The 23,781-nt window shown below is 42.6% G+C and carries 20 protein-coding genes and 1 pseudogene; 11 read left to right on the top strand and 10 right to left on the bottom strand.

The genetic code is table 11. The features are described 5' to 3' along the window. Nucleotides 1–2: 2 nt before the first annotated feature. Nucleotides 3–2,048 (bottom strand): penicillin-binding protein 2, encoded by a 2,046-nt coding sequence (gene mrdA / locus PTT44_RS10480; RefSeq protein WP_168159167.1) that lies wholly within the window; start codon nucleotides 2,046–2,048, stop codon nucleotides 3–5. Between the two features lie 241 nt (nucleotides 2,049–2,289). Between mrdA and PTT44_RS10475 the strand changes: the two genes are divergently transcribed. From PTT44_RS10475 to PTT44_RS10460, 4 genes are all read left to right on the top strand, one after another. Continuing rightward, nucleotides 2,290–2,808, top strand: coding sequence for a hypothetical protein (locus PTT44_RS10475; protein ID WP_168159166.1), 519 nt, complete (start codon nucleotides 2,290–2,292; stop codon nucleotides 2,806–2,808). A gap of 63 nt (nucleotides 2,809–2,871) precedes the next feature. After that, nucleotides 2,872–4,188 carry a hypothetical protein gene (locus tag PTT44_RS10470; protein ID WP_004694304.1) on the top strand — a complete coding sequence of 439 codons (1,317 nt, stop codon included), beginning with the start codon at nucleotides 2,872–2,874 and terminating at the stop codon, nucleotides 4,186–4,188. Nucleotides 4,189–4,265: 77 nt separating this feature from the next. Continuing rightward, nucleotides 4,266–4,925 (top strand): adenylate kinase, encoded by a 660-nt coding sequence (gene adk, locus PTT44_RS10465; RefSeq protein ID WP_004980915.1) that lies wholly within the window; start codon nucleotides 4,266–4,268, stop codon nucleotides 4,923–4,925. A gap of 82 nt (nucleotides 4,926–5,007) precedes the next feature. Continuing rightward, nucleotides 5,008–5,205, top strand: a complete 198-nt coding sequence (locus PTT44_RS10460; protein WP_168159165.1) for a hypothetical protein — start codon at nucleotides 5,008–5,010, stop codon at nucleotides 5,203–5,205. A gap of 12 nt (nucleotides 5,206–5,217) precedes the next feature. On the opposite strand, the gene nth is transcribed toward PTT44_RS10460, so the two are convergent. After that, nucleotides 5,218–5,928 carry an endonuclease III gene (gene nth, locus PTT44_RS10455; RefSeq protein WP_010326297.1) on the bottom strand — a complete coding sequence of 237 codons (711 nt, stop codon included), beginning with the start codon at nucleotides 5,926–5,928 and terminating at the stop codon, nucleotides 5,218–5,220. A 2-nt stretch (nucleotides 5,929–5,930) separates the two neighbouring features. Continuing rightward, on the bottom strand, nucleotides 5,931–6,725 hold the full coding sequence (locus PTT44_RS10450; RefSeq protein ID WP_168159164.1) for an RnfABCDGE type electron transport complex subunit B: 795 nt from the start codon (nucleotides 6,723–6,725) through the stop codon (nucleotides 5,931–5,933). Between the two features lie 346 nt (nucleotides 6,726–7,071). Here PTT44_RS10450 and gdhA point away from each other — a divergent pair, with 346 nt between their 5' ends. After that, nucleotides 7,072–8,415, top strand: a complete 1,344-nt coding sequence (gene gdhA / locus PTT44_RS10445) for an NADP-specific glutamate dehydrogenase (protein ID WP_004980905.1) — start codon at nucleotides 7,072–7,074, stop codon at nucleotides 8,413–8,415. Nucleotides 8,416–8,490: 75 nt separating this feature from the next. Here the strand turns inward: gdhA and PTT44_RS10440 are convergent, their stop codons facing one another. The 3 genes from PTT44_RS10440 to rlmH form a co-directional block, all read right to left on the bottom strand. After that, nucleotides 8,491–9,273, bottom strand: coding sequence for an META and DUF4377 domain-containing protein (locus PTT44_RS10440; RefSeq protein WP_168159163.1), 783 nt, complete (start codon nucleotides 9,271–9,273; stop codon nucleotides 8,491–8,493). Nucleotides 9,274–9,414: 141 nt separating this feature from the next. Continuing rightward, nucleotides 9,415–10,191, bottom strand: coding sequence for a dioxygenase family protein (locus PTT44_RS10435; RefSeq protein ID WP_005399833.1), 777 nt, complete (start codon nucleotides 10,189–10,191; stop codon nucleotides 9,415–9,417). Between the two features lie 108 nt (nucleotides 10,192–10,299). Beyond that, complete coding sequence (gene rlmH, locus PTT44_RS10430; RefSeq protein ID WP_168159162.1) at nucleotides 10,300–10,782, bottom strand: 23S rRNA (pseudouridine(1915)-N(3))-methyltransferase RlmH; 483 nt, start codon at nucleotides 10,780–10,782, stop codon at nucleotides 10,300–10,302. Between the two features lie 146 nt (nucleotides 10,783–10,928). Between rlmH and PTT44_RS10425 the strand changes: the two genes are divergently transcribed. Then, nucleotides 10,929–11,870 carry a M28 family peptidase gene (locus tag PTT44_RS10425; RefSeq protein ID WP_168159161.1) on the top strand — a complete coding sequence of 314 codons (942 nt, stop codon included), beginning with the start codon at nucleotides 10,929–10,931 and terminating at the stop codon, nucleotides 11,868–11,870. A gap of 245 nt (nucleotides 11,871–12,115) precedes the next feature. Here PTT44_RS10425 and PTT44_RS10420 read toward each other — a convergent pair whose 3' ends face one another. The 4 genes from PTT44_RS10420 to PTT44_RS10405 all read right to left on the bottom strand — a co-directional run bounded on the left by PTT44_RS10420 (nucleotide 12,116) and on the right by PTT44_RS10405 (nucleotide 16,262). Continuing rightward, on the bottom strand, nucleotides 12,116–12,496 hold the full coding sequence (locus PTT44_RS10420; protein ID WP_004980894.1) for a VOC family protein: 381 nt from the start codon (nucleotides 12,494–12,496) through the stop codon (nucleotides 12,116–12,118). Nucleotides 12,497–12,628: 132 nt separating this feature from the next. Next, nucleotides 12,629–15,058, bottom strand: coding sequence for an endopeptidase La (gene lon, locus PTT44_RS10415; RefSeq protein ID WP_168159160.1), 2,430 nt, complete (start codon nucleotides 15,056–15,058; stop codon nucleotides 12,629–12,631). A gap of 148 nt (nucleotides 15,059–15,206) precedes the next feature. Beyond that, on the bottom strand, nucleotides 15,207–15,797 hold the full coding sequence (locus tag PTT44_RS10410) for a 5-formyltetrahydrofolate cyclo-ligase (protein WP_010326304.1): 591 nt from the start codon (nucleotides 15,795–15,797) through the stop codon (nucleotides 15,207–15,209). 69 nt (nucleotides 15,798–15,866) lie between these two features. Further along, a complete protein-coding gene (locus tag PTT44_RS10405; protein WP_010326305.1) occupies nucleotides 15,867–16,262 on the bottom strand; it encodes a MerR family transcriptional regulator in 396 nt (131 codons plus the stop codon). A gap of 82 nt (nucleotides 16,263–16,344) precedes the next feature. Here PTT44_RS10405 and PTT44_RS10400 point away from each other — a divergent pair, with 82 nt between their 5' ends. From PTT44_RS10400 to PTT44_RS10380, 5 genes and pseudogenes are all read left to right on the top strand, one after another. Beyond that, on the top strand, nucleotides 16,345–19,308 hold the full coding sequence (locus tag PTT44_RS10400; RefSeq protein ID WP_168159159.1) for a heavy metal translocating P-type ATPase: 2,964 nt from the start codon (nucleotides 16,345–16,347) through the stop codon (nucleotides 19,306–19,308). A gap of 339 nt (nucleotides 19,309–19,647) precedes the next feature. Next, nucleotides 19,648–20,559: a LysR family transcriptional regulator MumR gene (mumR, locus tag PTT44_RS10395; protein ID WP_004694273.1), complete on the top strand. Its 912-nt coding sequence runs from the start codon at nucleotides 19,648–19,650 to the stop codon at nucleotides 20,557–20,559. Between the two features lie 345 nt (nucleotides 20,560–20,904). After that, nucleotides 20,905–22,159 (top strand): annotated as a pseudogene (locus PTT44_RS10390) (NRAMP family divalent metal transporter). 35 nt (nucleotides 22,160–22,194) lie between these two features. Beyond that, the gene (locus PTT44_RS10385) at nucleotides 22,195–22,977 is read left to right on the top strand and encodes a LamB/YcsF family protein (RefSeq protein WP_168159157.1); all 783 of its coding nucleotides are present in this window, start codon (nucleotides 22,195–22,197) and stop codon (nucleotides 22,975–22,977) included. Continuing rightward, nucleotides 22,970–23,776 (top strand): putative hydro-lyase, encoded by an 807-nt coding sequence (locus PTT44_RS10380; RefSeq protein WP_168159156.1) that lies wholly within the window; start codon nucleotides 22,970–22,972, stop codon nucleotides 23,774–23,776. The genes PTT44_RS10385 and PTT44_RS10380 overlap by 8 nt, the downstream gene beginning before the upstream one ends. Nucleotides 23,777–23,781 lie beyond the last annotated feature (5 nt).

Raw genomic sequence — 23,781 nt, 5'->3', positions numbered from 1 at the left:
AATTAGTCTGACTCCACAGGTGCAGAAGGTGGTGTAGCTGAACGGCTTGTATTTGCCGTTGTTGAAGCGGGTGCTGTATTGGAAGTACTGGTTGGCGTAGCTGCACTTGTCCCAGTTGTGGTCGCTGGTGGAGTGCTACCACTTGGTAATTCACCCGGTTTAATCCCCGCCGTCATCAAGCCGCCACTAATTTGATGGTTTTGTGGACGAATTGGGTTTTTATGACGTGTGAGCAGCCAGTAGTCTAAGATCGGACGAGCCAGCTGTGCCGCAGAACCACCATGACGACCATTTTCCCACACTACTGCAATCGCAATTTCAGGGTTTTCCGCAGGTGCAAAGCCCACGAATAAGCCGTGGTCTAACTGACGTTCGGTCAATAGGGCTTCATTGTAGCGTTTACCTTGGGCAATACTTTTGACCTGTGCAGTACCGGTTTTACCTGCAATTTTATACATTGGCGTCCGAATGCCACGTCCAGTCCCTGTCTCAATGACATCGACCATAGCATCACGCATTTGTATCCAGTCTTGATCAGTACCATTGAACTGGATTCTGCCATCAGGTGCATTTAAATCTTTATGTGGTTTTGCACCTTTACTGGTTTGTAAAACATGCGGAATCACATGTGAACCATGGTTGGCGGTAATGGCTGTTGCCATGGCCAATTGCAGCGGTGTTGCTGTAAAAGCACCTTGTCCAATACTTACTGAAATGGTTTCCCCTTTGAGCCATTTGGCATCTCGGGTACGCATTTTCCATTCGGGGTTTGGGTAAAGGCCTGTACTTTCACTTGGTAAATCCACACCAGTTTTTTCACCAAAGCCAAACTGACGCATCCATGTGTTCATTTTTTCAATGCCCATACGGAACGATAGAATGTAGAAGAAGGTATCACAAGAGACCACTTGCGATTTATGCAAGTTGACTACGCCGTGTCCTGACTTTTTCCAGTCGCGGAATTTATGCGAATCGCCCGGAAGTGTGAAATAGCCATGATCGGAAATGGCCGTGCCCCAATCAATTAAGCCATAATGAATACCACCTAAACCAAACATCGGTTTAATGGTTGAGCCGGGTGGGTAAGCACCTTGTACAGCACGGTTATATAGCGGTTGATCGAGGTTATCGCGTAAACCACTATAGTCGGTATGACTAATGCCTGTGACAAACAGGTTAGGGTTAAAACTTGGACTTGAGACCAAGGCAAGGATTTCACCTGTACGTGGATCCATCGCCACGATGGCACCACGACGACCTGCAAGCTGCTCTGAGGCAACCGTCTGCAAGCCATAATCGAGTGAAAGATATAAGTCATTACCACGAATGGGTTCTTTGCGGCCTAAATGGCGCAGCACGTTACCATGTGCATCGGCTTCGACAGACTCATTTCCTGGTACACCATGTAACAAATCTTCATAGGACTTTTCTACCCCAATTTTACCAATCAGGTTAGTGCCCGCATACAAATCTTTATTGATGCTTTTTAATTCTTTATCGTTAATTCGACCCACATAACCAATCACATGGGCAAACAGCTCACCATGTGGATAGTAGCGCGTCATCTGAGTTTCGATATTAACCCCAGGGAATTGATATTTAACTTCGCTAAAGCGAGCAATATCGTTTTCATTGAGATTAAGTTTAATGGAAACGCGTTCAGTTTTACGTGAGGCTTTAATACGACTGTTAAAGCGCTCAATATCATCTGGGGTGAGTTCTAAGATTGGCGTTAAACGTTCAATCGTAGCATCAATATCCGTCACATCGGCTCGACTCATCGTCGCGGTAAAGACAGGATAGTTATCTGCCAACAGCACACCATTGCGGTCATAAATATAACCACGTGCAGGGGCTAAAGGTTGTAGACGGATACGGTTTTGATCGGATGCAGTTGAAAACTCGTCAAATTGAACCAGCTGCAAATAGGCATAGCGAGTGACTAAAATCAGCAAGAAAAAGACCACAATACCCATGGAGATAAAGGTACGATTTCGAAAAATGCGCTTTTCTTGTTGGACATTTTTTAAAGGAAAGTGCTGTTTCATACCAAATCGACTTAAACACATGGATAAAGAGGAAAATACCTGCGCGCTATTCTAACGCATGTCACACTGTTTTGATATTTGTTATCGCTGCTTCTGCTTTTCATTTTTGCCTAAATTTTGACTTTATAGACATCAAAAATATAAATTGCTGTATATAAGTGTTTTATAAATTCTGCTACAGTCAAAATCCTGTAAAAAGGGACCAATTACTAAAATAACATTACGGATAATGGTGACAATAATGACAAGAATTTATCCAGTGTTGGCACTTGTTGCCTGTGCAAACGTAGCCTACGCTCAAGATAATTCCTTTTTGCCAGATGCAAAAATTCCTGCTGGCAGTGCTCAAACGTGGAATGTAGGGGTTGGTGTAACGCAGAAATTACTGCACACCAATCTAGAATGGGTGAATCCTTATGGCATTGCATATGCAAAAGCTGGGGTATTTATCAATGATGATTACCCTGTAGGTGGTCAGCTGGGTTTTAGATTTCCAGTTCATTTTACTGGTAAAGATAAAAATGGCTATTATCTCGGTGTTTACGCAGGGCATATTGACAGCAAGAAAGTAGATGGCGAGTACGAATCTCGCCTTGGTGGTGGTGTAGATCTTGCTTATGTGTTACTGAGTCCTGAACGAATCAGCACTTTCAGTGTAGGGATTGGTGCAGGGGAAAAACTCGAAGCCAAATCGGGCTATGTGGTTGCAGAAACTGAACCGAGACTACAATTTTCCTATACTCTAAGTTTCGGTTTATAGACACAATATCTTTTTTAAAACGCTATATAATTCAGTTAATAAAATTAAATATGGAAGTTATGCATGCTTGAGTACGTCAATCAGTTGTGGCAAACCTTTTTGAATCGACCCGATTTTTGGGCTGTACTCAGCATTATTCCTGTGACTGCTTTTGTGACTTGGGCGCACGTTTGGATGGCCCTGAAAATGGTCTTTTACCCGATTACATTTTGGGGCTTTCATATTGGACCTTTGCCTGTGGGTTGGCAGGGCATTGTGCCTAGAAAAGCGGGACGTATTTCAGGCATCATCACGGATAATACCTTATCTAAGCTTGGTTCTTTGCGTGAATTTTTAGATGCCATGGATCCTGAGGATATGGCACGGATCATTGGTGAGCAAGTTGGTTTTGAACTTGAGCACCTGATTGATGAAGTCATGATTGACCGTAATGCCGTACTTTGGGAAAACTTACCTTATTCGATTAAGCGTCGAATTTATGCGCAGGCACACAAACAGCTTCCGGCTGTGCTCAGAGAATTAGTGACCGAACTGACCATGAACGTCGAGTCACTTGTAGATATGCGCGATATGGTGGTCAGCCAAATGGAAGGTGACCGCAGACTAATGGTGCGTATGTTCTTGAAAGTGGGTCAGAAAGAAATCAACTTTATTTGGCATATTAGTGCACTCATCGGGATGTTCTTTGGTATCTTCCAAATGATTGTTTGGTTTGTGGTGCCATGGCATTGGACGGTCCCATTTTGGGCGGCAGTATGGGGCTTCTTAACCAACTGGATTGCGATTTGGATGGTGTTTAATCCAATTGAGCCACACTATGTTCGATACTTGCAACTGACTGAATTAACAAAAGATCGTAAGTTTCCATGGATTAAACCTGTGATTCCGCGCATTGGGACTTATAATGTACAAGGCGCTTTCATGAAGCGCCAAGAAGAAGTGTCTGATGTGTTTGCAAGTGTAGTCACAGAAGACCTGATTACGTTAAAATCTATCATGACTGAAATGATGTATGGCAATAAAAAAGACAAGACCCGTCGTATTGTCAAGCGTCATATTAATGAAATCATGGAAACACCATTGGTGAGAACATCTTTGCAGCTGTCTTTGGGGCCACGTGAATACGCAAAACTCAAGACGGACTTGATTGATCGTTCAATTGAAATTACGATGGTGCCTGTATGCGACCCAGCGTTCAATGCGAGCCGTGCACAGAAAATCTATCAAATGTTTAGAGACCGTATTCGGGAGCTAACGCCGAAAGAATTTCAAAACTTATTACGTCCTGCATTTCAGGAAGACGAATGGATTTTGATTTTATTGGGTGGGGTAACTGGCTTCATTGCGGGTACCATACATTTGTTTGTAGCTTTCTTATAATTAGATGCTAAAAATATGTCGAATTTTTCGACATGTACAAAGTGTCAAATACATTGTTTAAATGAGGATGTTTTTTTATGCGCATTATCTTACTCGGACCACCTGGAGCAGGTAAAGGTACACAAGCTCAGTTGATCTGTAAGCGCTACAATGTCCCACAAATTTCAACCGGTGATATGCTCCGTGCTGCAATTCGTGAAGGAACTGAACTCGGTCTACAAGCTAAAAGCGTGATGGACAATGGTGGTCTTGTATCTGATGAACTGATCATTGGTTTAGTGAAAGAACGTATTGCGCAACCTGACTGTGTAAATGGCTGTATCTTTGATGGTTTCCCACGTACCATTCCTCAAGCAGAAGCGCTTGAAAATGAAGGCATCAACATTGATCACGTGATTGAAATTGATGTTCCTGACGAAGAAATCGTACAACGTCTTTCTGGTCGCCGTCAGCACCCTGCATCAGGCCGTGTTTATCACATCGTTTACAACCCACCTAAAGTGGAAGGTAAGGACGATGAAACTGGTGAAGAACTGGTACAACGTCCAGATGACCAAGAAGCAACGATTCGTAAGCGTTTAGGTTCATACCACACTGAAACTGAACAGTTGGTTGGTTTCTACCAAGGTCGCGCAGCGTCTGGTGAAAATGCACCAACCTACGACAAGCTGAATGGCTTACGTCCAATTGACGAAGTACAAGCAGATTTGTTCGCGATTCTTGATCAAGACAAATAATTGCATGTTTTAAACATGGCAATGTTTTGACATTGAAAGAGCTCTAAGTCATATTAGGGCTCTTTTTCTTGATCCTGTTAAAATGGAGTCGCGTGTGGCACAATTTGGAATCATTGTTTTAATTATTGTTGCTGCGGCGGTATTAGTAGGTTTGTTTTACATTAGCGTGAAAATGCTACGCGATGTCAGTAAACAAGAAAAAATGTCGAAGAAGCAACCAGAACGTCAGTTACATCCGAAGTTGCAGCAAGACTTAAAAGATAAATCAAATCAACAATAAAAAAACTGAACTTTAATGTTCAGCTTCTATCGTCGTTGTGGCAATACGTGCTGCACCAAATTCAAAACGATCTGGCCAGTTACACACATCTGAAACGATGCATTCATGACATTTCGGTTTGCGTGCGATACAGCAGTATCGACCATGTAAAATGAGCCAATGATGCGAGTCGACAATAAATTCTTTTGGAATGACTTTCACTAAACGGTGTTCGACTTCAAGCACATTTTTGCCGACCGCTAATCCTGTACGATTACCTAAACGAAAAATATGCGTATCGACCGCCATGGTCGGTTGTCCAAAAGCAGTATTCAACACTACATTGGCTGTTTTTCGCCCTACACCGGGTAAAGCTTCTAAATCGGCACGGTTGTTTGGCACGATGCTGTTATGTTTTTCAATCAGCATTTTACAGGCTTTAATTACATTTTCGGCCTTCGCATTATATAAACCTATGGTTTTAATATAGGTTTTTAAACCATCGACCCCTAAGGCATAAATCGTTTCAGGTGTATTGGCAACAGGAAAGAGTTTATCGGTGGCTTTGTTGACACTCACATCTGTCGCCTGAGCAGACAAGGTCACAGCCACCAACAGCTCAAAAGGACTCGAATAATTCAATTCAGTTTTGGGGTTTGGACGTTGTGCACGTAAACGTTCAAAAAAGATTTGGATTTGCTTTTTGGTCATGTTTTTTACAGGTTTTCCGCTTGTCGTTAGCATGCTTAAGCTCCCTGTAACTGATGAAGCTGTTGGGTTAAGTCATCTAACAACAGACGTTTTTTCGCATCTTCACGAACACTGAGTTGCTTTTCTAATTTTTTAATTTGTACGCGTAATTTCGCCAGCTCAATGGTGGATTTTGCATCGAGTTTTGCTGGCATTTCTGGTTCTTTTTCAATGATCTGAATATCGGGTACAGTATCGTTCTGTGCTGAAAACTGGGCAAATAACGCCGTATCAATTTCTGCACGAACCACTGGGCCTTTACGGTGCAGACGCTGTTTTTCTTCACGTTGAATATGTGCGTAATAGCGTTGTCTTAAATCATCTTGCTCAGCTTTACGCAAGATTTCCGTCGGTATGCCGTCTACATCTGGAATAAGGTCAATACAGTCGACAGGACAAGGCGGAATACACAGTTCACAGCCTGTACACAGATCAGTCAAAATACTGTGCATAAGTTTACCTGAGCCAATAATGGCATCTACAGGACAAGCACTAATACATTTGGTACAACCAATGCATTCATCTTCACGAATGATTGCTTTCATTCTCTGTGGGCGGCCATCGGCTTGAATAGGCCAAACACTTTCTTCTGCAATTAATGCTGGCCGGTTTAGCAATTGAGCCAATGCATCGGCTACAGGCTGCCCGCCAGGTACACATTTATTGGCTGCTTCACCTTCGCTGATGGCTTGGGCATAAGGCAGACATCCATCACGATGTCCGCAGAGTCCACATTGGGTTTGGGGGAGGAGAGCATCGATATTTTGGATCAGGGAAATGTGCGAATTCATGCGTAAACCAATCCTGCAGATGAATTTGCAGAGATATTAGAAGAAATAGGTAGATCACTGAATTTTACCATGTTTTTTTTGATTAATCCTGTGTTCTAAAATGGTTCATTAACTGCATCATTTTTGAGCAAAAAAAGATTTTAAACCTGTGTTTTCATTGGTGTTTTTTATAACCAATTTCTAGGTATATTTTATATAAATAATTGTTATATAAATGATAAATATGTTTTTTTATAGAAATGTGTTGTGAATTGTTGGTAAAAGATATTTAATTGTTTGCGCCAAAATTTAACATTGTTTATAAAATTTGACCAATTTTGATCCATTTTCTGCTGAGGATTAAGCGTTGAAATATAACAGCCTTAATGAGTTTTTAGATTACGTGAAAACACGTGATGAACATCAACCCGAGTTTCTACAAGCGGTAGAGGAAGTCATGACCAGCCTTTGGCCGTTCATTGAAAAAAATCCTCGTTATGCAGACCATGGTTTGCTAGAGCGTTTGGTTGAGCCAGAGCGTGCGATTCAATTCCGCGTTTCATGGGTGGATGATCAAGGTCAAACCCATGTAAACCGTGCTTTCCGTGTTCAATACAACTCGGCAATTGGTCCATTTAAAGGTGGTATGCGTTTTCATCCATCGGTAAATCTCTCGATCCTAAAATTTTTAGGCTTTGAACAAACTTTTAAAAATGCATTAACCACACTTCCAATGGGCGGTGGTAAAGGCGGTTCAGACTTTGATCCTAAGGGTAAGTCTGAAGGCGAAATTATGCGTTTCTGCCAAGCGCTAATGATTGAGCTATACCGTCACCTAGGTTCAAATACGGATATCCCTGCGGGTGATATTGGCGTGGGTGGCCGTGAAGTGGGTTATATGGCTGGCATGATGAAGAAGCTGAGTAATGACACTTCATCTGTATTTACGGGTAAAGGTTTGACCTTTGGTGGTTCTTTGGCGCGTCCTGAAGCAACGGGTTACGGCACAGTGTATTTTGCTGAAGAAATGCTGAAAACACGTGGCGACTGCTTCCAAGGCAAAACAGTCACGATTTCTGGTTCTGGTAACGTAGCACAATACGCAGCTGAAAAAGCAATGTATCTGGGTGCAAAAGTCGTTTCATTGTCTGACTCTGCGGGTACGGTATATGTAAAAGCAGGCTTTACCGATGCTTTACTGGCTGAAGTGATGGAACTGAAGAATGTGAAGCGCGGTCGTATTTCTGAGTTTGCGTCTAAGCATGGCTTTGAATACTTAGAAGGGCAGCGTCCATGGTCTATTCCATGTGATATCGCATTGCCATGCGCAACTCAAAATGAGTTAGATCAGGCAGATGCTGAAGTGCTCCTTGCAAATGGAGTAATTTGTGTCGCTGAAGGGGCAAACATGCCTTCTACCTTAGATGCAGTCGAAAAATTCGTTGAAGCGAAAATTTTATACGCACCAGGTAAAGCATCGAACGCGGGTGGTGTTGCGACTTCTGGCTTAGAAATGTCACAAAATGCTTTGCGTTTGGGTTGGACTTTTGAAGAAGTCGATGAGCGCTTACATGCGATCATGAAAGAAATTCACCGTAACTGTGTGAAATACGGTACGCAAGCAGACGGTACTGTGAACTATGTCAATGGTGCCAACATTGCAGGTTTTGTAAAAGTTGCAGATGCAATGCTAGCTCAAGGTGTATTCTAAGTTTACATACACTTAGAAAAACCGCAATAAAAAACCGAGGCGATAGCCTCGGTTTTGTTACAGGTCATTGAACGATTACAATGAGCCTTTGACCGCTTCACGTTCAATAATCATGTCTTGAACATAAGCATATTTTGATTGGTCAGCCGCAGGGTTGGCAATTTCATAACGTTTAACACGTACGATTTGACGCTCTTTAGGGTTATGAGTGAAACCATCGATATGGTTATAGAATAACGTCCAGTCTTTATCGACCTGTGTCTTTACGCCATTTTCAGCATACTTAATTTCACGAACTTGTAGGCATTCCATACGAGCAACACCTGCAGAACATGTTTTGGTCTCTGGTGAAATTTCTAAGAAAACAGTTTCACCTTGGCTTTGATATTTCGCTTCAGCAGTTTGCTTACCTGTGAATACAATTTTTTCACCTTTTGCCGATACCACGGTCAGTGTTGGTGCATCAGGATCATTTAGGTTTAAAACAAACGGTGCTTTACGGTTGTCAAATAAATCTGCTGCAACGCCTTCTTGAGCCATGGCTTTTGGTTCACATGCCATTTGAGTCGCCATCAGGTTACCCGTCACAATTTGATTATTCTCAACTTTCCAACTGGTACCCATACCGTTACAACTGGTTGAAATGCCTAAGCGACCTGTTTGTTTGTCAAAGTTTAAAACCAATGGTTTAGGCGCATCTGCGGTGTTCGTACTCCAATGGTAGTTTGCGAGTGTTTGATCTGCATTTTGTTGTTGTAGTACAGACACAGCCAAATCTCCTACTTTTTGAATATCAGATGATTGGCAAGCAGCCAGTGCGAGTGGGAAAAGGGCAATCGCTAAATATTTTAATTTCATGGGTTACAAGTTCTTGATTTAAAATAACAAGATACATGATATCCGATGTTGTTTTTAAAAGAATGGATACATTCAGTTCTTTTGGGTTTCAAAATGTATCCATAAATATTTTTTTGTTAATATATAAGTAAAATTTATACATTAATCGAAACGGTAAATGTCCATGCCCAGTGCACCCATGGTAAAGCTACTATGCACAATATTAAAACGATGACCTGTACCCATCGCAAAGAATATTGGGGCAAAGTGTTCCAACGTTGGGTGGTTACGACGGACAAAAGGAATCGATTCCCAGTCTAAAATAGCGTCAAAGTCCTGATGGCTAAGTTTCGCGACCACATGATTACGAAACGTCGACGCCCACTCAGGTACCGCTTGTGACTGACCATGCCAAGATAACTCGGCTAAGTTATGGGTAATACTCCCTGAGCCAATGAGCAAGACCTGCTGCTCGCGTAGTGGCGCAAGGGTTTGTCCAATTTTATAAATCTCCTCTGCCGACAGATTCATCGGGAGTGAAATTTCCACCACAGGGATGTCTGCATCTGGATACATATGGAGTAAAGGCATCCAAACGCCATGATCACGCGGACGAGTACTGTTTGCATGAGCTGAAAAACCCGCTTCTGCCAATAAATGTAGAATTTCTTCAGCTAGAACAGGTTGACCGGGTGCTGGGTAGCGAATGTCATAAAGCTCAGCAGGAAAGCCCCGAAAGTCATGCCATGTCTCAGGGCGGACTCCAGTACTTACTTCAAGTGAGTTACTTTCCCAGTGTGCGGACATAATCACAATTGCTTGTGGTGTCGGTAAGTTTAGACCCAAACGATGTAACGCTGGCCCAACTTGCTCTGGATTCAACGCAAGCATGGGTGAGCCATGAGAAATGAATAAGCCGGGTAGCGTTTGTAAGTTCATTGTGAAAGCCTAATAAGGGAAGATGAAAAGAATTTTGTCAGATTCTTATCATCTGTGTAATGGGGGAAATATCAACGTATTGTTCCAAAAATGGAACATTGCTTGAGCTTAACCTGCACGATGATAAGGGTGATTATGGTTAATACTCATCGCACGATAAAGCTGTTCAATCAGCATCACGCGAACCATCGGGTGAGGTAAGGTCAGTTTGGATAAAGACCAATGCCAAGCAGCTGCTTTACGTACTGCTTCAGAGTGACCGTCAGGCCCACCAATTGCCAGTACAATATCATTGCCCTCAAGCATCCATCCTTTCATGGTTTCTGCCAGTTTTTCGGTGCTAAACTCACGACCACCGACTTCTAAAGCAATCAGCACTTCGTTGCCTTTCATTGCATTTAAAATGCTCTCACCTTCAATTTGACGGTATTTTAAAATATCTGCTTCTGAATCATTTTTACCGCGCTTTGCCATTGGCAGTTCAATAATCTGCGTTTGCACAAAGGGTTGAATACGCTTGAAATAATCTTCAAAACCAGTCAGTACCCATGCAGGCATTTTTTGACCAATGGTCAGAATACGGATTTTCATAATGGGGCATGTATAAGGAGACGATTCATTATAACGGTGAAAGCAATGCTTTGCAGTGAGACGAAACAAAATGCAATTGAATTCACTGAACTAATGTTGCTTAATTCAACAGATGAAAGGAATAAGAAATACTTGGAATAATAACAATGTGGCTCAAAACTTTAAAAAAACAGGCTTTTTTGTTGATTGTTGTACTGGGTACTTTCACAGGGCAGGTATTTGCAAGCAACGCCAAAATGGCTGATGAACAAAACCTACAAGTCTATTTGGAGCAAGTGATTGGTCAGGGCAAAGCACGTAACTATAAAAACCTTGATGAACTGAACCGTGTCTCTGCATGGATCAAAGAACAAATGCGCTTATTGGGCGTTCCGTGTCACTATCAAAACTTTACGGCCAATCAGCAAATTTACCGAAATGTAGTGTGTAGTTTAAACGTCGGACGGGCAGACCGCGTGATTGTTGGGGCACATTATGACGTCTTTGGCGATCAAGATGGTGCAGATGACAATGCCTCTGGTGTTGCAGGCGTTATTGAAACGGCGCGTATTTTGGCAGAGCAGAAGTCTAAACTGCCTAACAATGTGGACTTTGTGTTCTATAGTTTAGAAGAACCACCGTTTTCTAAAACTGAACAAATGGGCAGTTATGTGCATGCGAAATCGGTTCAGGCACAAAAAGATAAGATTAAAGGTGTGTATATTTTAGAAATGATCGGGTTCTTTAGCGAACAACCCATCCAAAGCTATCCTGTGGGCTTAAAGTGGATTTATCCAAGCCATGGTAATTTTATTGCGACAGTGAGTAATGTCAGTTCACGTGATTTAGGCGCAGGCTATTGTGCAGCGATGCAGCAACTTGATCAGTTAGAATGTCAGCGTTTGGTTGCTCCGAGCTTTGCCAATGCTTTTGATTTTTCAGATCATTTGAATTATTGGGAGTTTGATATTCCCGCAGTCATGATTACCGATACCGCATTTTATCGAAATGGTCACTACCATACCAAAGCAGACCGCTTAGCAACGTTGAATTTGACCAAAATGGCGAATGTGATCGATGGGTTGGTACAGCATTTATTGAAACCTTAATGTATTTTGAGCAATAAAAAACGCAGTTCCCAAGTAGCGAGAACTGCGATAAAAGGTCATCCGTCTGGAGAATCAGATGACCATGCAATTTCAAATCATCAATAAAAAGAAATATACAGCGCGTATCTGTTCTTATTATTTATATCGGGCTTTTTATCGATTTTTCAAGTCTGAATAATGATAGAGGAAAATGTTTAATACAAAAATTCAAGCAAGCTAAGCGAAAATTTGGAGTTTCATCCGTTTCACGTCATGGAATGTAGGCCAATCATATTTCCTTCGCTATCAAAGGCCAGCACAATAAAACCATATTCACCAATGGCCGTTTTTGCTTCATGAATTTTTCCACCAGACTCAACAAGCCGGCTCGCTTCATTCGCACAATCATCACATGAAAAATAGATTAAGGTACTGTTTCCTCCTGCTGATAGGCCTGGCATTTTCACCAGTGCACCTGAAGCGCCATAGGCTTGCATGTCTGAGGGGAAAGCCCACATTTGCAGTGAATTATCATCCGCTGGTGGGGTTAATTCAGTTAATTGAATATTAAAAACAGATTCATAAAATTGTTTGGCACGAGATAAGTCATCCACATAAATTTCAAACCAGCCAATCGGGTTTTTCATTTTAGTTGTCCTACATGTATCCCTTGATCGAATTATTGTAGGAAATAAAAGCATAAAGATGTGTGGTGTTATCTACAGTAAATTGTAATAAAAAAAAGAGAGCCGAAGCTCTCTTTTTTTTAAGATGCAGAATTAGTGGCGTGCAGCTTTTTTGCCTTCGTCGACCGCTTTCACAATTGGTGCTTTGACCAAAGGTTCAGGCATAGAGGTCAACGCCAGTGGTAAAATCTCATCAATCGATTTCACCGCTTTAATCTCTAAACCTTCTTTAACATTGTCTGGGATTTCAGATAAATCACGGACGTTGTCTTGAGGAATGAAGACTAGCTTAATTCCACCACGGTGCGCAGCCAGTAGTTTTTCTTTCAAGCCACCAATGCGCATTGCACGACCACCGAGACTGGTTTCACCTGTCATGGCAATATCCGGACGAATTGGGATGCCTGTGAAAGCAGAAACCAATGCAGTTGTTAACGCTAAACCTGCAGAAGGGCCATCTTTTGGTGTTGCACCTTCTGGTAAGTGGACGTGAACATCGGTTTCTTCGAAACGTGTCGATTCGATACCCAATTCATCTGCACGGGTACGCACGACAGTCATAGCAGCAGTAATCGATTCTTTCATCACATCACCGAGAGAACCTGTGGTGATGAATTTACCTTTACCTTTAACCGCTGCAACTTCAATGGTCAACAACTCACCACCGACTGAAGTCCACGCCAAACCGTTCACGCGACCGACTTGAGCTTCGTCTTCCGCCATACCAAAGTCAAACTTATGTGGACCTAAGTAGTCTGGAAGATTGGCCGAAGTCACATCAACTTGCAGGTTTTTCGCCTTCTTGCTGACCGCTTCTTTTACCACTTTACGAGCAATTTTAGAGACTTCACGCTCTAAGCTACGCACACCAGCTTCACGTGTATAACGTTGTACGATGTCACGAATTGCTTCTTCATGAACAGTCAATTCTTTCGCACGTAGACCATTGTTCTTCATTGCTTTCGGAACAAGGTAACGCTCAGCAATATTGACTTTTTCATCTTCGGTATACCCCGGTAGACGAATCACTTCCATACGGTCAAGCAATGCTTCTGGAATATTCATGCTGTTCGCAGTACAGATGAACATCACTTCAGACAAGTCCAGATCAAGATCTAAATAGTGATCGTTAAACTTGCTGTTCTGTGATGGATCGAGTACTTCAAGCAACGCAGATGCAGGGTCGCCACGGTAGTCTTGTGCCATCTTGTCGATTTCGTCGAGCAAGAACAATGGGTTCTTCACGCCGACCTTCGTTAAAGACTGCACAATTTTACCCGGCATCGCACCGATATAAGTACGACGGTGACCACGGATTTCTGCTTCGTCACGCACGCCACCGAGTGCCATACGTACAAACTCACGACCTGTTGCTTTGGCAACCGATTCACCCAGTGAAGTTTTACCTACACCTGGAGGGCCAACCAAACAAAGGATTGGGCCTTTGAGTTTTTTCACGCGAGATTGAACCGCTAAATATTCCACGATACGATCTTTCACGTCATCTAAGCCGTAATGATCGGTATCCAAAATTTCTTGCGCTTTGCTTAAGTTAATGCTGACTTTGCTGGCTTTATTCCAAGGCGTATCTAAAATGGCCTCGATATAATTGCGCACCACAGCCGCTTCACTAGACGCAGGTTGCATTGCTTTGAGTTTACGGAATTCTGCTTCCGCTTTTTTACGGACATGTTCTGGTAAGTCAGCTTCAGCAAGACGCTTTTCAATTTCAGCGACGTCATCTTCTGCACCGCCATTCATGTCAGAAAGTTCACGCTGAATCACCTTCATCTTTTCATTGAGGAAGTATTCGCGCTGGTTTTTCTCCATTTGACGTTTTACAGAGTCATGCAAGGTTTGCTCAATCTGTTGCTCTTCAGACTGTTGCAACAAATAAGTCATCAACTCTTGTAAATGTGCTTCAAATTCATCGTGCTCAAGGAATTTTTGCTTCACATCAATGTTAAGCGGGACACGGGTCGCTACGAAGAATAACAATTGGAGTAAATCGTCAATCTTGTTCGCAGCAGCAATCAGTTCGCGTGCATTACGCAGTTTTGCTTCAGCATATTGAGCAAATAGGGCACGTAATTCTTGAACACGTGTTTCTTGCGTTGTTTCGTCAATGTGGACTGACATTGGGCTAAGCGCATGTTCTGCGGTTAGATAATCATTTTCATCAATGATTTTTTCTAGCTTTGAACGATGCAAGCCTTCAATTAATACTTTTATACAGTTTTCATCATTTTCATGATTCACAACTTGCACAATCTTCGCGACAGTACCGTATTGATATAAGTTGTCGTGATCAATTTCTTCTGAAAGAGAATCTTTCTGAGCAACTACAAATACTAGATTGTCACTGTTACGAGCCACATCAACTGCATTGATCGATTTTTCACGACCTACAAATAGCGCAATTTGCATGTGCGGATACACCACCACATCACGTAACGCTAAAAGTGGTAATACACTTGGAACCTGAGGCTCTAAGGTTTCTTGATTCATAATAATTTCAGACATGGGCACTCCTAATGAGTGACAACGGTGTTGCCATGTTTTTTATAGTGATGGGTATTTTAAAAAATACAAGGGCAGGTCAAAATAAATTGTATAAAAAATGACTAAACATGTGATTTTTAAGTATTCTCAACAGTCAAAAATGTCAATTTTAGCGCTTGAAGCGTAAATGCTGTTGAGGGGTCAGCAGCCCATCCAAAGGTTGATCCCATGTTTCTCGAATTAAGCGCTGTGGCACCAACTGGAAGTGATGGGCCAAACCCAAACGAAACGGACGGTGATAGGGCGCAGATGCTAAGGTTTTGTCATAAAAACCACCACCCATGCCAATGCGTGTGCCATAAGGATCACACGCCAATAAGGGCATGAGTAATAGGTCTAAATGTGAAACGTGCTGACCACGTGTTGCCATAGGCTCTTGCATACCCAATGGATGGTGAGAAAAGCGTTTATTTTGAAATTGATGACGTGAAACTTTGACCCACACTAAGCGCTGATTCATATTGCAAATCATCGGTAAATACACTGCTTTTTTTTGATGAAAACAATATTCAATGATTTTATGGGTCTGAATTTCCCCAAAAGCATGTAGATAGATCCCGACACGGGTGGCATGTTTAAATTCGGGCACACGTCTTAAACGTTGTAAAATTTGAAGTTCGGACTGCTGCTGTTGATAGGCGGAAACTTGTCTGCGTTGTTTGCGAAGCTGTTTTCTGAGTTGGGCAAGTTCAATCGACATGGTGAACGCAGTCCTGAGAATCGAAAAGGTGTGTGAAAATGATCGTCAAATTTCAAAGATGGTATCTGTTTATGGTGCAATCGTTGAACCTTTTTTTAGCTCTTGCAAAATTGGGCAGCAACTGTCGGTGGTGGTTTTACATTCATCCACCCAGCTTGAAAGGCGTTGTTTCAAAGCATTCAGCTCTTGAATCCGTTGATCAATTTTTTCCAGTCGTTGCTGAATCACATCACGGACTTTTTCACGGTCATCCAGTTGCAAATGCAACAGATCTTGAATTTCACTGAGCTGTAAGCCCGCATCTTTACCTTTTTGTATAAAGCTTAAGGTTTCAATATCTTGCTGACTATAGTAGCGATAGTTTTGTGTGGTTTCAGGAATACGCATCAGACCGATCCGTTGATAATAACGAATGGTTTCCACATTCACTTGACAGTGTTTTGCCAGCTTGCCGATAGTGAGCATAAAATAATCTCCAAAAGGCTTGACTCAGTACCTAGGTACAGACTTTATGCTAACACAATCAAAAAATAAAAGGTGAGTCAGAATGAGTGAGCAACACAAAACGTCTTGCTGTTCCAAACAGAAATTAGCGCCGATGGTGGTGAATATCGATCCTGTCTGTGGGATGACGGTCGCAGAGGACTCTCCTCATGTGTATGAGTATCAATCAGTTCGTTATTTGTTTTGTTGCTCAGGCTGTTTAAAGAAATTTTCGGCCAATCCAGAGGCTTACTTAACATCAGAAAGGGCGCCCAGTGTTTATTGTAGTCAATCCAAAACAGATATAAGCGATGCTTCATCTCAGGGGAAAGAGGAAAGTGCTGTAGTTACTTCCAAAGGTTGTGGTTGCGGATCAAAACCTGTGTCAGATGCAGAGAAGACCACATTTATTGACCCTGTGTGTGGTATGACCGTAACAGATTTAACTAAACCGCATACCGAGTGGCAGGGACAGGACTACTATTTTTGTAGTGAAAAATGTTTGCAAAAGTTTATTGCAACCCCAGAGGCTTATGTAAAAACTGAAGATGCAGTATCGGTGTCTACTTCTACTGCGGGCTGTTGTGGTTCAACTCCGAAAGAGGCAGAGAAAAAAGCATCCTGTTGTGAGCCTAAGCCTCAAACAGAACCAGACACCAAAGCCAGTTGCTGTGCACCCAAGCCCAAAGCAGAAGCTGCAAAAAGTAGCTGCTGTGGTGGTGGGAAACATCAACATGAACATCATGCTCCATCTGAATCAGCTGAGTTTATTGACCCAGTCTGTGGCATGTCAGTCGATCCGAATACAGAGTTAAAAACGGATTATCAACAACAGACCTACTATTTCTGTAATCCTTCTTGCTTAGATAAGTTTAAAGCTGATCCTGAGTTTTATCTGATTCCACCTGATCAGCGTCCTGTGCCTGAAGGGGCTGCGGATATGGACTATACCTGTCCGATGGACCCTGAAATTGTACAAAAAGGGCCGGGGACGTGTCCGATTTGTGGTATGGCACTCGAGCCGATGCAACCGACTTTAGATGATGCACCGAACCCTGAGTTGGTCGATTTTAGCCATCGCTTTTGGATGACCTTACCACTGACGTTGATCGTGTTTGTACTGGCGATGGGTTCACATATTCACAGTTTCATTTCACCGCATATTCAGCCGTGGATTGAGCTAGTGCTGGCGACCCCAGTGGTGCTGTGGGCAGGTAAACCCTTTATTGAACGTTGCTGGGCTTCGTATAAAACCCGTAACTTAAATATGTGGAGCTTGATTGGTGTTGGAGTGTTAGCCGCCTATATCTATAGTGTGGTGGCAACGATTTTTCCAAGTGTGATTCCAATGGAAGCCAAAACTGGGCATGGCGTTGCAGTGTACTTTGAAGCAGCCTGTATGATCGTATCTTTAAGTTTGCTCGGTCAAATCATGGAGTTAAAGGCGCGTGCTAAGACCGCAGACTCACTCAAAGCCTTACTCAAACTGCAAGCCAACACAGCCAAGTTGGTTCAAAATGATCAAGTGGTTGAAGTTGATATTGGTATGGTCAAACAAGGCGATATTTTACAAATTTCCTCGGGTGAGCAGATTCCACTGGATGGTGTGGTGGTTGAAGGCAAAACCTATGTCGATGAAGCCATGATGACCGGTGAACCTGTGCCTGTGAAAAAGCAAGTGCATGACACGGTGATCGGCGGGACGGTCAATCAACAAGGCAGTATTCGTATTCAAACCACGGCGGTTGGGGCAAATACCACTTTGGCGAAAATGATTCAGACGGTGGCAGAAGCACAGCGTTCTAAAGCACCGTTACAACGTTTGGCAGATGTGTTTGCCAAGTATTTTGTGATTGTGGTGTTACTGATTAGTGTATTGACCTTTGCCACTTGGATGGTGTTTGGTGGTGCGCAATTTGATCTGGCACTGATGTGTGCGGTGGCGGTACTGATTATTGCCTGCCCGTGTGCGCTGGGTTTGGCGACGCCAATGTCAGTGATGGCCACCACCGGTCGTGCGGCACAAAAAGGGGTACTGTTTAAAGATGCAGAGGCGATTGAAGCTTTAAGTAAAGTGAATACGCTGATTGTCGATAAAACAGGGACTTTGACTGAAGGTAAACCAAGCCTTAAAGAAATTCAGTTGCTCAGCCCAAATGTAAACCAAGCGCAAGCAGAACAGTGGATTGCCTCGATTGAGCAGTATTCAAGTCATCCGATTGCACAGACTTTGACTCAAATAGTTCCTGCACAGCAATTGCTTAAAGTGGCAGACTTTGAGGATGTAACTGGCTTTGGTGTCAAAGGTCAGATTGGCGAGCAAACCCTTTATATTGGTAGCCAAAAGCTGCTTGAGCAACTCGGCATCACCTTAGATGATACTTTGCAAAGCCAGTTGAATCAGCAGCGTGCGACAGGCAATGTGATCAGTTTCTTAAGCAATAGCCAAGAAGTGCTGGCTTATATTGCTATTCACGATGCGATTAAGGTCAATGCTCATCAAGTCATTCAACAGTTGATTGCCGATGGTATTGAAGTGGTCATGGCAACAGGTGACCACGAACAAAATGCCCAGTTGGTGGCTAAGGAACTGGGTATACAACAAGTCTATGGCAACTGTACGCCAACTGAAAAACTGGACATCGTGAAGAAATATCAGGCTCAGGGTAAAATTGTCGCGATGGCGGGAGATGGCATTAACGATGCACCAGCCTTGGCACAAGCCAATGTTGGAATTGCCATGGGTAATGGAACTGATATTGCTAAACAAACCGCACAAGTCACCTTGGTTAAAGGTGATATTCGTGGCGCAGCTGATGCGCTACATATGGCGAAACTGGGTGTGCGGAATATGAAACAAAACCTTGCTTTTTCCTTTGTGTATAACGGTTTAGGTGTTCCTGTCGCAGCAGGAATTTTCTATCCATTAACAGGGTTATTACTCACCCCAATGTTCGCTGCGGTGGCGATGTCACTCAGCTCACTGTCCGTGGTTTTAAACGCTTTACGTCTACAAAAGAGTAAATAAGCGCTTTTAGATTTTTACGGTCTCTTTTTAAGTTGAGTTTTAAAAAAAGCATCTTTTCAACAAAGGTGCTTTTTTTATGATGATTCATGATGGAATAAATAAAAGCGTTAGTAAAAATTGGCCCCTTCAACTTTTTTTGATTCAATTGGATTTAATGAACCTTGATCGGGTTAGACCTAGTAAGGTTGTAAAAGACGCAAAATAGATGTATTTGGGCAAGGCATAGCGCTTGAATGATCATCATCCCGTGAGTCATTTTGACATTATATAAAACAGGAACTTAAAAAATAGTGGCAACTGCCGTACTATAAGCGGGATGGAGTAAAGGCAGGGTTCAGAGTGAATTTAAAAAATCTAGAAGCATTTTATTGGGTTGTGACTTTAAATAGTTTCAATAAGGCTGCCACAAAATTACAAACGACTCAGCCTGCCGTATCACAAAAAATCACCTCTCTTGAAAATGATTTAGGTTTTAAAGTTCTCGATCGCAGCTTTCGACAGCTTAAACCCACCCATAAAGGCATGACCCTGTTTAAATATGCTGAAAAGTTTATGCGTTTAGAAACCGATTTGGTGGCTGAGCTGACTGAAAACCAGCATCTCACAGGAACGATTCGTTTAGGTGTTTCTGAGACGATCGTTTATACGTGGCTGGTTGAATATATCGAAAAAGTACAAAAAGAGTTTCCCAAAGTTTCTGTGGAAATTGTGGTGGATTTAACCCCAAATTTGCAAGAAGGTGTGCGTACAGGGGATTTGGACATGGCCTTTTTGCTGGGTCCGACTTTGGCTTTCGAGTGTGTAGAGCAGGCGCTATGTGACTTTGAACTGAGTTTTTTGGCAGCTCCATCTTTTAAAGGTGGTGTGGGTCAAATGTCGTTTAAGGCATTGATGTCTCACACCATTTTAACCTACCCGAAAATTACCTATCCCTATAAAGAGCTCAAGGCCAAAATGAAAGAGCAGGCACTAGACGAGCCGCTTTCAATTACCAGTTATTCGCTTGCGACCTTATTGCGTCTTGCGGAGCAAGGTTTGGGGATCGCCGTTGTGCCGACCTTAACGGCCTTAAAGGAAATTACCGATGGTCGCTTGGAAATTTTAAATACCCCGATCCAACTCAAAACCTTTCATTTCACCTCGATTTATATGCAAGGAAATGATGCAGCCTTGAAAGAGAAATTAACCGATGTCGCAGTCACTGTTTCTGAAAGCGCAATGAAAAGATTGCTTGAGAAAATTAAAAAATAATTGAGGCGTATGTAGCTTTTTGACAAGCGTTGTTTTTTTATCTCAAAACGTAATTTGTTTGAAAAACTATAAAAGCAGCTTATCGTGCGTGATAAGTAAAATTTATCATTAGACTTTTAATAAATAAAAAATAATAAAATACAGTTATTTAGTTTTAATAATGGATGTAAAAAGTCGTATTGTTCATCGCGCTTGCCTATGTTCTTATTTCAAATAGAAGATTTGATCCACCATGGCTTTGGTTGGGTAACAGGGAATCTTTGTCAGTTAAAGGGATTTAAGAACAGAATTTGCAAACAAAATGATGTTCTTGGTTCAACTTGAAAATAGCGTTATTAAGCTCAAATGGACGAGGAACGCATTAAATATGTCTTTATTAAAATCTTCTTTTTTATCAGATCGCCAATGGGCCATTGTTGCTTCAATCTTCATGATGGCAACCTCCGCCATGGGACCTGGTTTTCTCACTCAAACCGCGGTCTTTACTGTGAAATTGGGTGCGGCGTTTGGCTTTGCCATTCTCATATCTATTTTGATTGATTATGTGGTTCAACAAAACATTTGGCGTGTCGTAACACTGACGCAAATGCGTGCCTCGGATATTGCCAATAAAGCTTTGCCGGGCAGTGGTTACTTACTGGCTTTTCTGGTCATTTTGGGTGGCTTCTTCTTCAGTATTGGTAATATTGCAGGCGCGGCTTTAGGTCTCAATGCATTATTTGGTTTGGACACTAAATGGGGCGGCATTTTAAGTGGTGCTTTAGCCATTTTAATTTTTGCTTCAAGAAAAGCCACGCTGGCGATGGATAAAAGCATGATCGTTTTGGGGTTGCTCAAAATCATCTTGATTATCATTGTTGCTGTCATTGTGATGCCACCTGTGGGCCAAGCAGTTCATCAAACGTTTGCACCCGACCAGATTGATTTTGCCATTATCACCACGATTGTCGGTGGAACGGTCGGCGGCTATATCTGCTATGCAGGCGCCCATCGTTTACTGGATAAAGGCGCGGTTGGCCCTGAAAATATTGATGAAGTCGCAAGAGCTGCAACCAAAGGTATTGTGGTTGTAGGCATCATGCGTTATGTGCTTTTTTTAGCTTTCTTGGGTGTAGTGGTGAGTGGTGCAAGCATTGACTTAGCCAGCCATGATGCCAATCCAGCAGCACAAGCTTTTCAATATGCCGCAGGGACTTTTGGTTATAAATTATTTGGTCTGATTTTCTGGGCAGCAGGGATCAGTAGTACCATTGGCGCTGCTTATACTTCGGTTTCATTCTTTACTGCATTTAAGAAAAACCTCAGTCCAAAACAAACCAACTACACCACCATTACATTTATCTCTTTAGCTTTATTGCTGTATGTCGTACTGGGCGCAACTCCTGCTGGACTGTTGATTTTTGTTGGTGGTTTTAATGGTTTGGTATTGCCAATCGGTTTAACGATTTTTGTTTATGTAGCTGCTTGCCGTAAAGATATGATGGGGAATTATAACTATCCAAAATGGTTACTTATTTTGGGTGTACTCACATGTATGTTGACATGGTGGATGGGCTATATGTCCTTTACCACAGTCTTTAATTATTTAACCAAACTTTAAGCCAGTAGACGGTGAAGTGATAAAGGAATTAAGCCATGTTTGTAGATTTAAATAGTGACTTAGGTGAAAGTTTTGGTTCGTGGAAAATGGGTAATGATGACCAAATTCTACCCGTAGTGACAAGTGCCAACATTGCATGTGGCTTTCATGCAGGAGATCCGCTGGGGATTTTAAAAACACTGCGTAAGGCTGTTGAATTAAATGTCACGATTGGCGCGCATGTATCTTATCCAGACCTCGTCGGTTTTGGTCGCCGTAATATGGATGTGTCACGTGATGAACTGATTGCCGATGTGTTGTATCAAATTTCTGCACTAGATGGTTTAGCCAAAGTGGCTGGTTCTCAAGTGCAATATGTGAAACCACATGGCGCCTTGTATAACACCATTGCACACGATCAAGCTCAGGCCGCTGCGGTGATTGATGCCATCAAGATGTATAACCCAGAACTGGTTTTGGTTGCACTGGCAGGTTCCAACTTGGTTGAGCAAGCACGTGCAGCAGGCTTAAAGGTTGTATCTGAGGCATTTGCAGACCGTGCTTATAACAGTGATGGCTCATTGGTTTCACGACGTTTGGACGGCGCTGTTTTACATGATTCAGCCTTTGTGGCACGCCGTGTGGTGTCTATGTTGAAAAATGGCGGCGTTGAGTCGATTGACGGAGTATTTACTCCGATTCAAGCGGACACGATTTGCTTACATGGTGACACTGCGGGTGCTTTAGAGATGTCGGCTGCGATTAAAGCTGAACTGTTAAATCATCATATTGAAATTCGTCCCTTTGTCTTAAAGCATGAGGAACTACGCAATGTATAAGGATATCCGAGTCGACTCAGCACAGCTTGAAGCCGCTTTAGCCGCACGTTTAAAAATCCGTGCAGGCTTTGACAAACCAACGGCGGGTATGGCTGCGGGCATGACGCAGGTCAATATGATTTCGGTGCCTAAAGATTGGGCTTATGATTTTCTACTGTATGCACATCGCAATCCGCAAAGCTGTCCTGTTTTAGACGTGTTAGAAGAAGGTGTTTATGCTACAAGACTGGCAGAAAACTCAGATATACGTACCGACTTTCCACGTTATCGCATCTGGAAAGAGGGTGAAATGGTCGATGAAGTCACGGATGCGAGTGACATTTATCATGCGCATCCTGACTTGGTAACGTTTCTAATTGGCTGTAGTTTTTCTTTTGAAACTGCATTGCAAGAAGCCGGTATTGAAGTTCGTCATATCCATGATCAGACCAATGTACCGATGTATTTGAGTAATATTCAGTGTCAGCCTGCGGGGCGTATTTCGGGCAACATGGTGGTTTCTATGCGTCCAATTCCATCCCATCAAATCGCGGATGCCGTCAAAATTACAGCACGGATGCCAAGTGTGCATGGTGCGCCTGTACATATTGGACATCCTGAAGGTTTAGGCATTCGTGATGTGAATCAGCCAGACTTTGGTGATGCTTCACGTATTGAGGCTGGGGAAACTCCTGTGTTTTGGGCTTGTGGTGTAACCCCACAAGCGGCGGTGATGAACTCAAAAATTCCTTTTGCCATTAGCCATGCACCCGGTCATATGTTCATTACCGACATTCCTGATCGTGCATGGATAGGTTAAGCGGG

The sequence above is a fragment of the Acinetobacter sp. Gutcm_16 genome (assembly GCF_028649355.1).
Taxonomy (GTDB): domain Bacteria; phylum Pseudomonadota; class Gammaproteobacteria; order Pseudomonadales; family Moraxellaceae; genus Acinetobacter; species Acinetobacter johnsonii.
The sequence above is the reverse complement of the archived record's forward strand: the minus strand, read 5'-3'. Positions and strand labels throughout refer to the sequence as shown.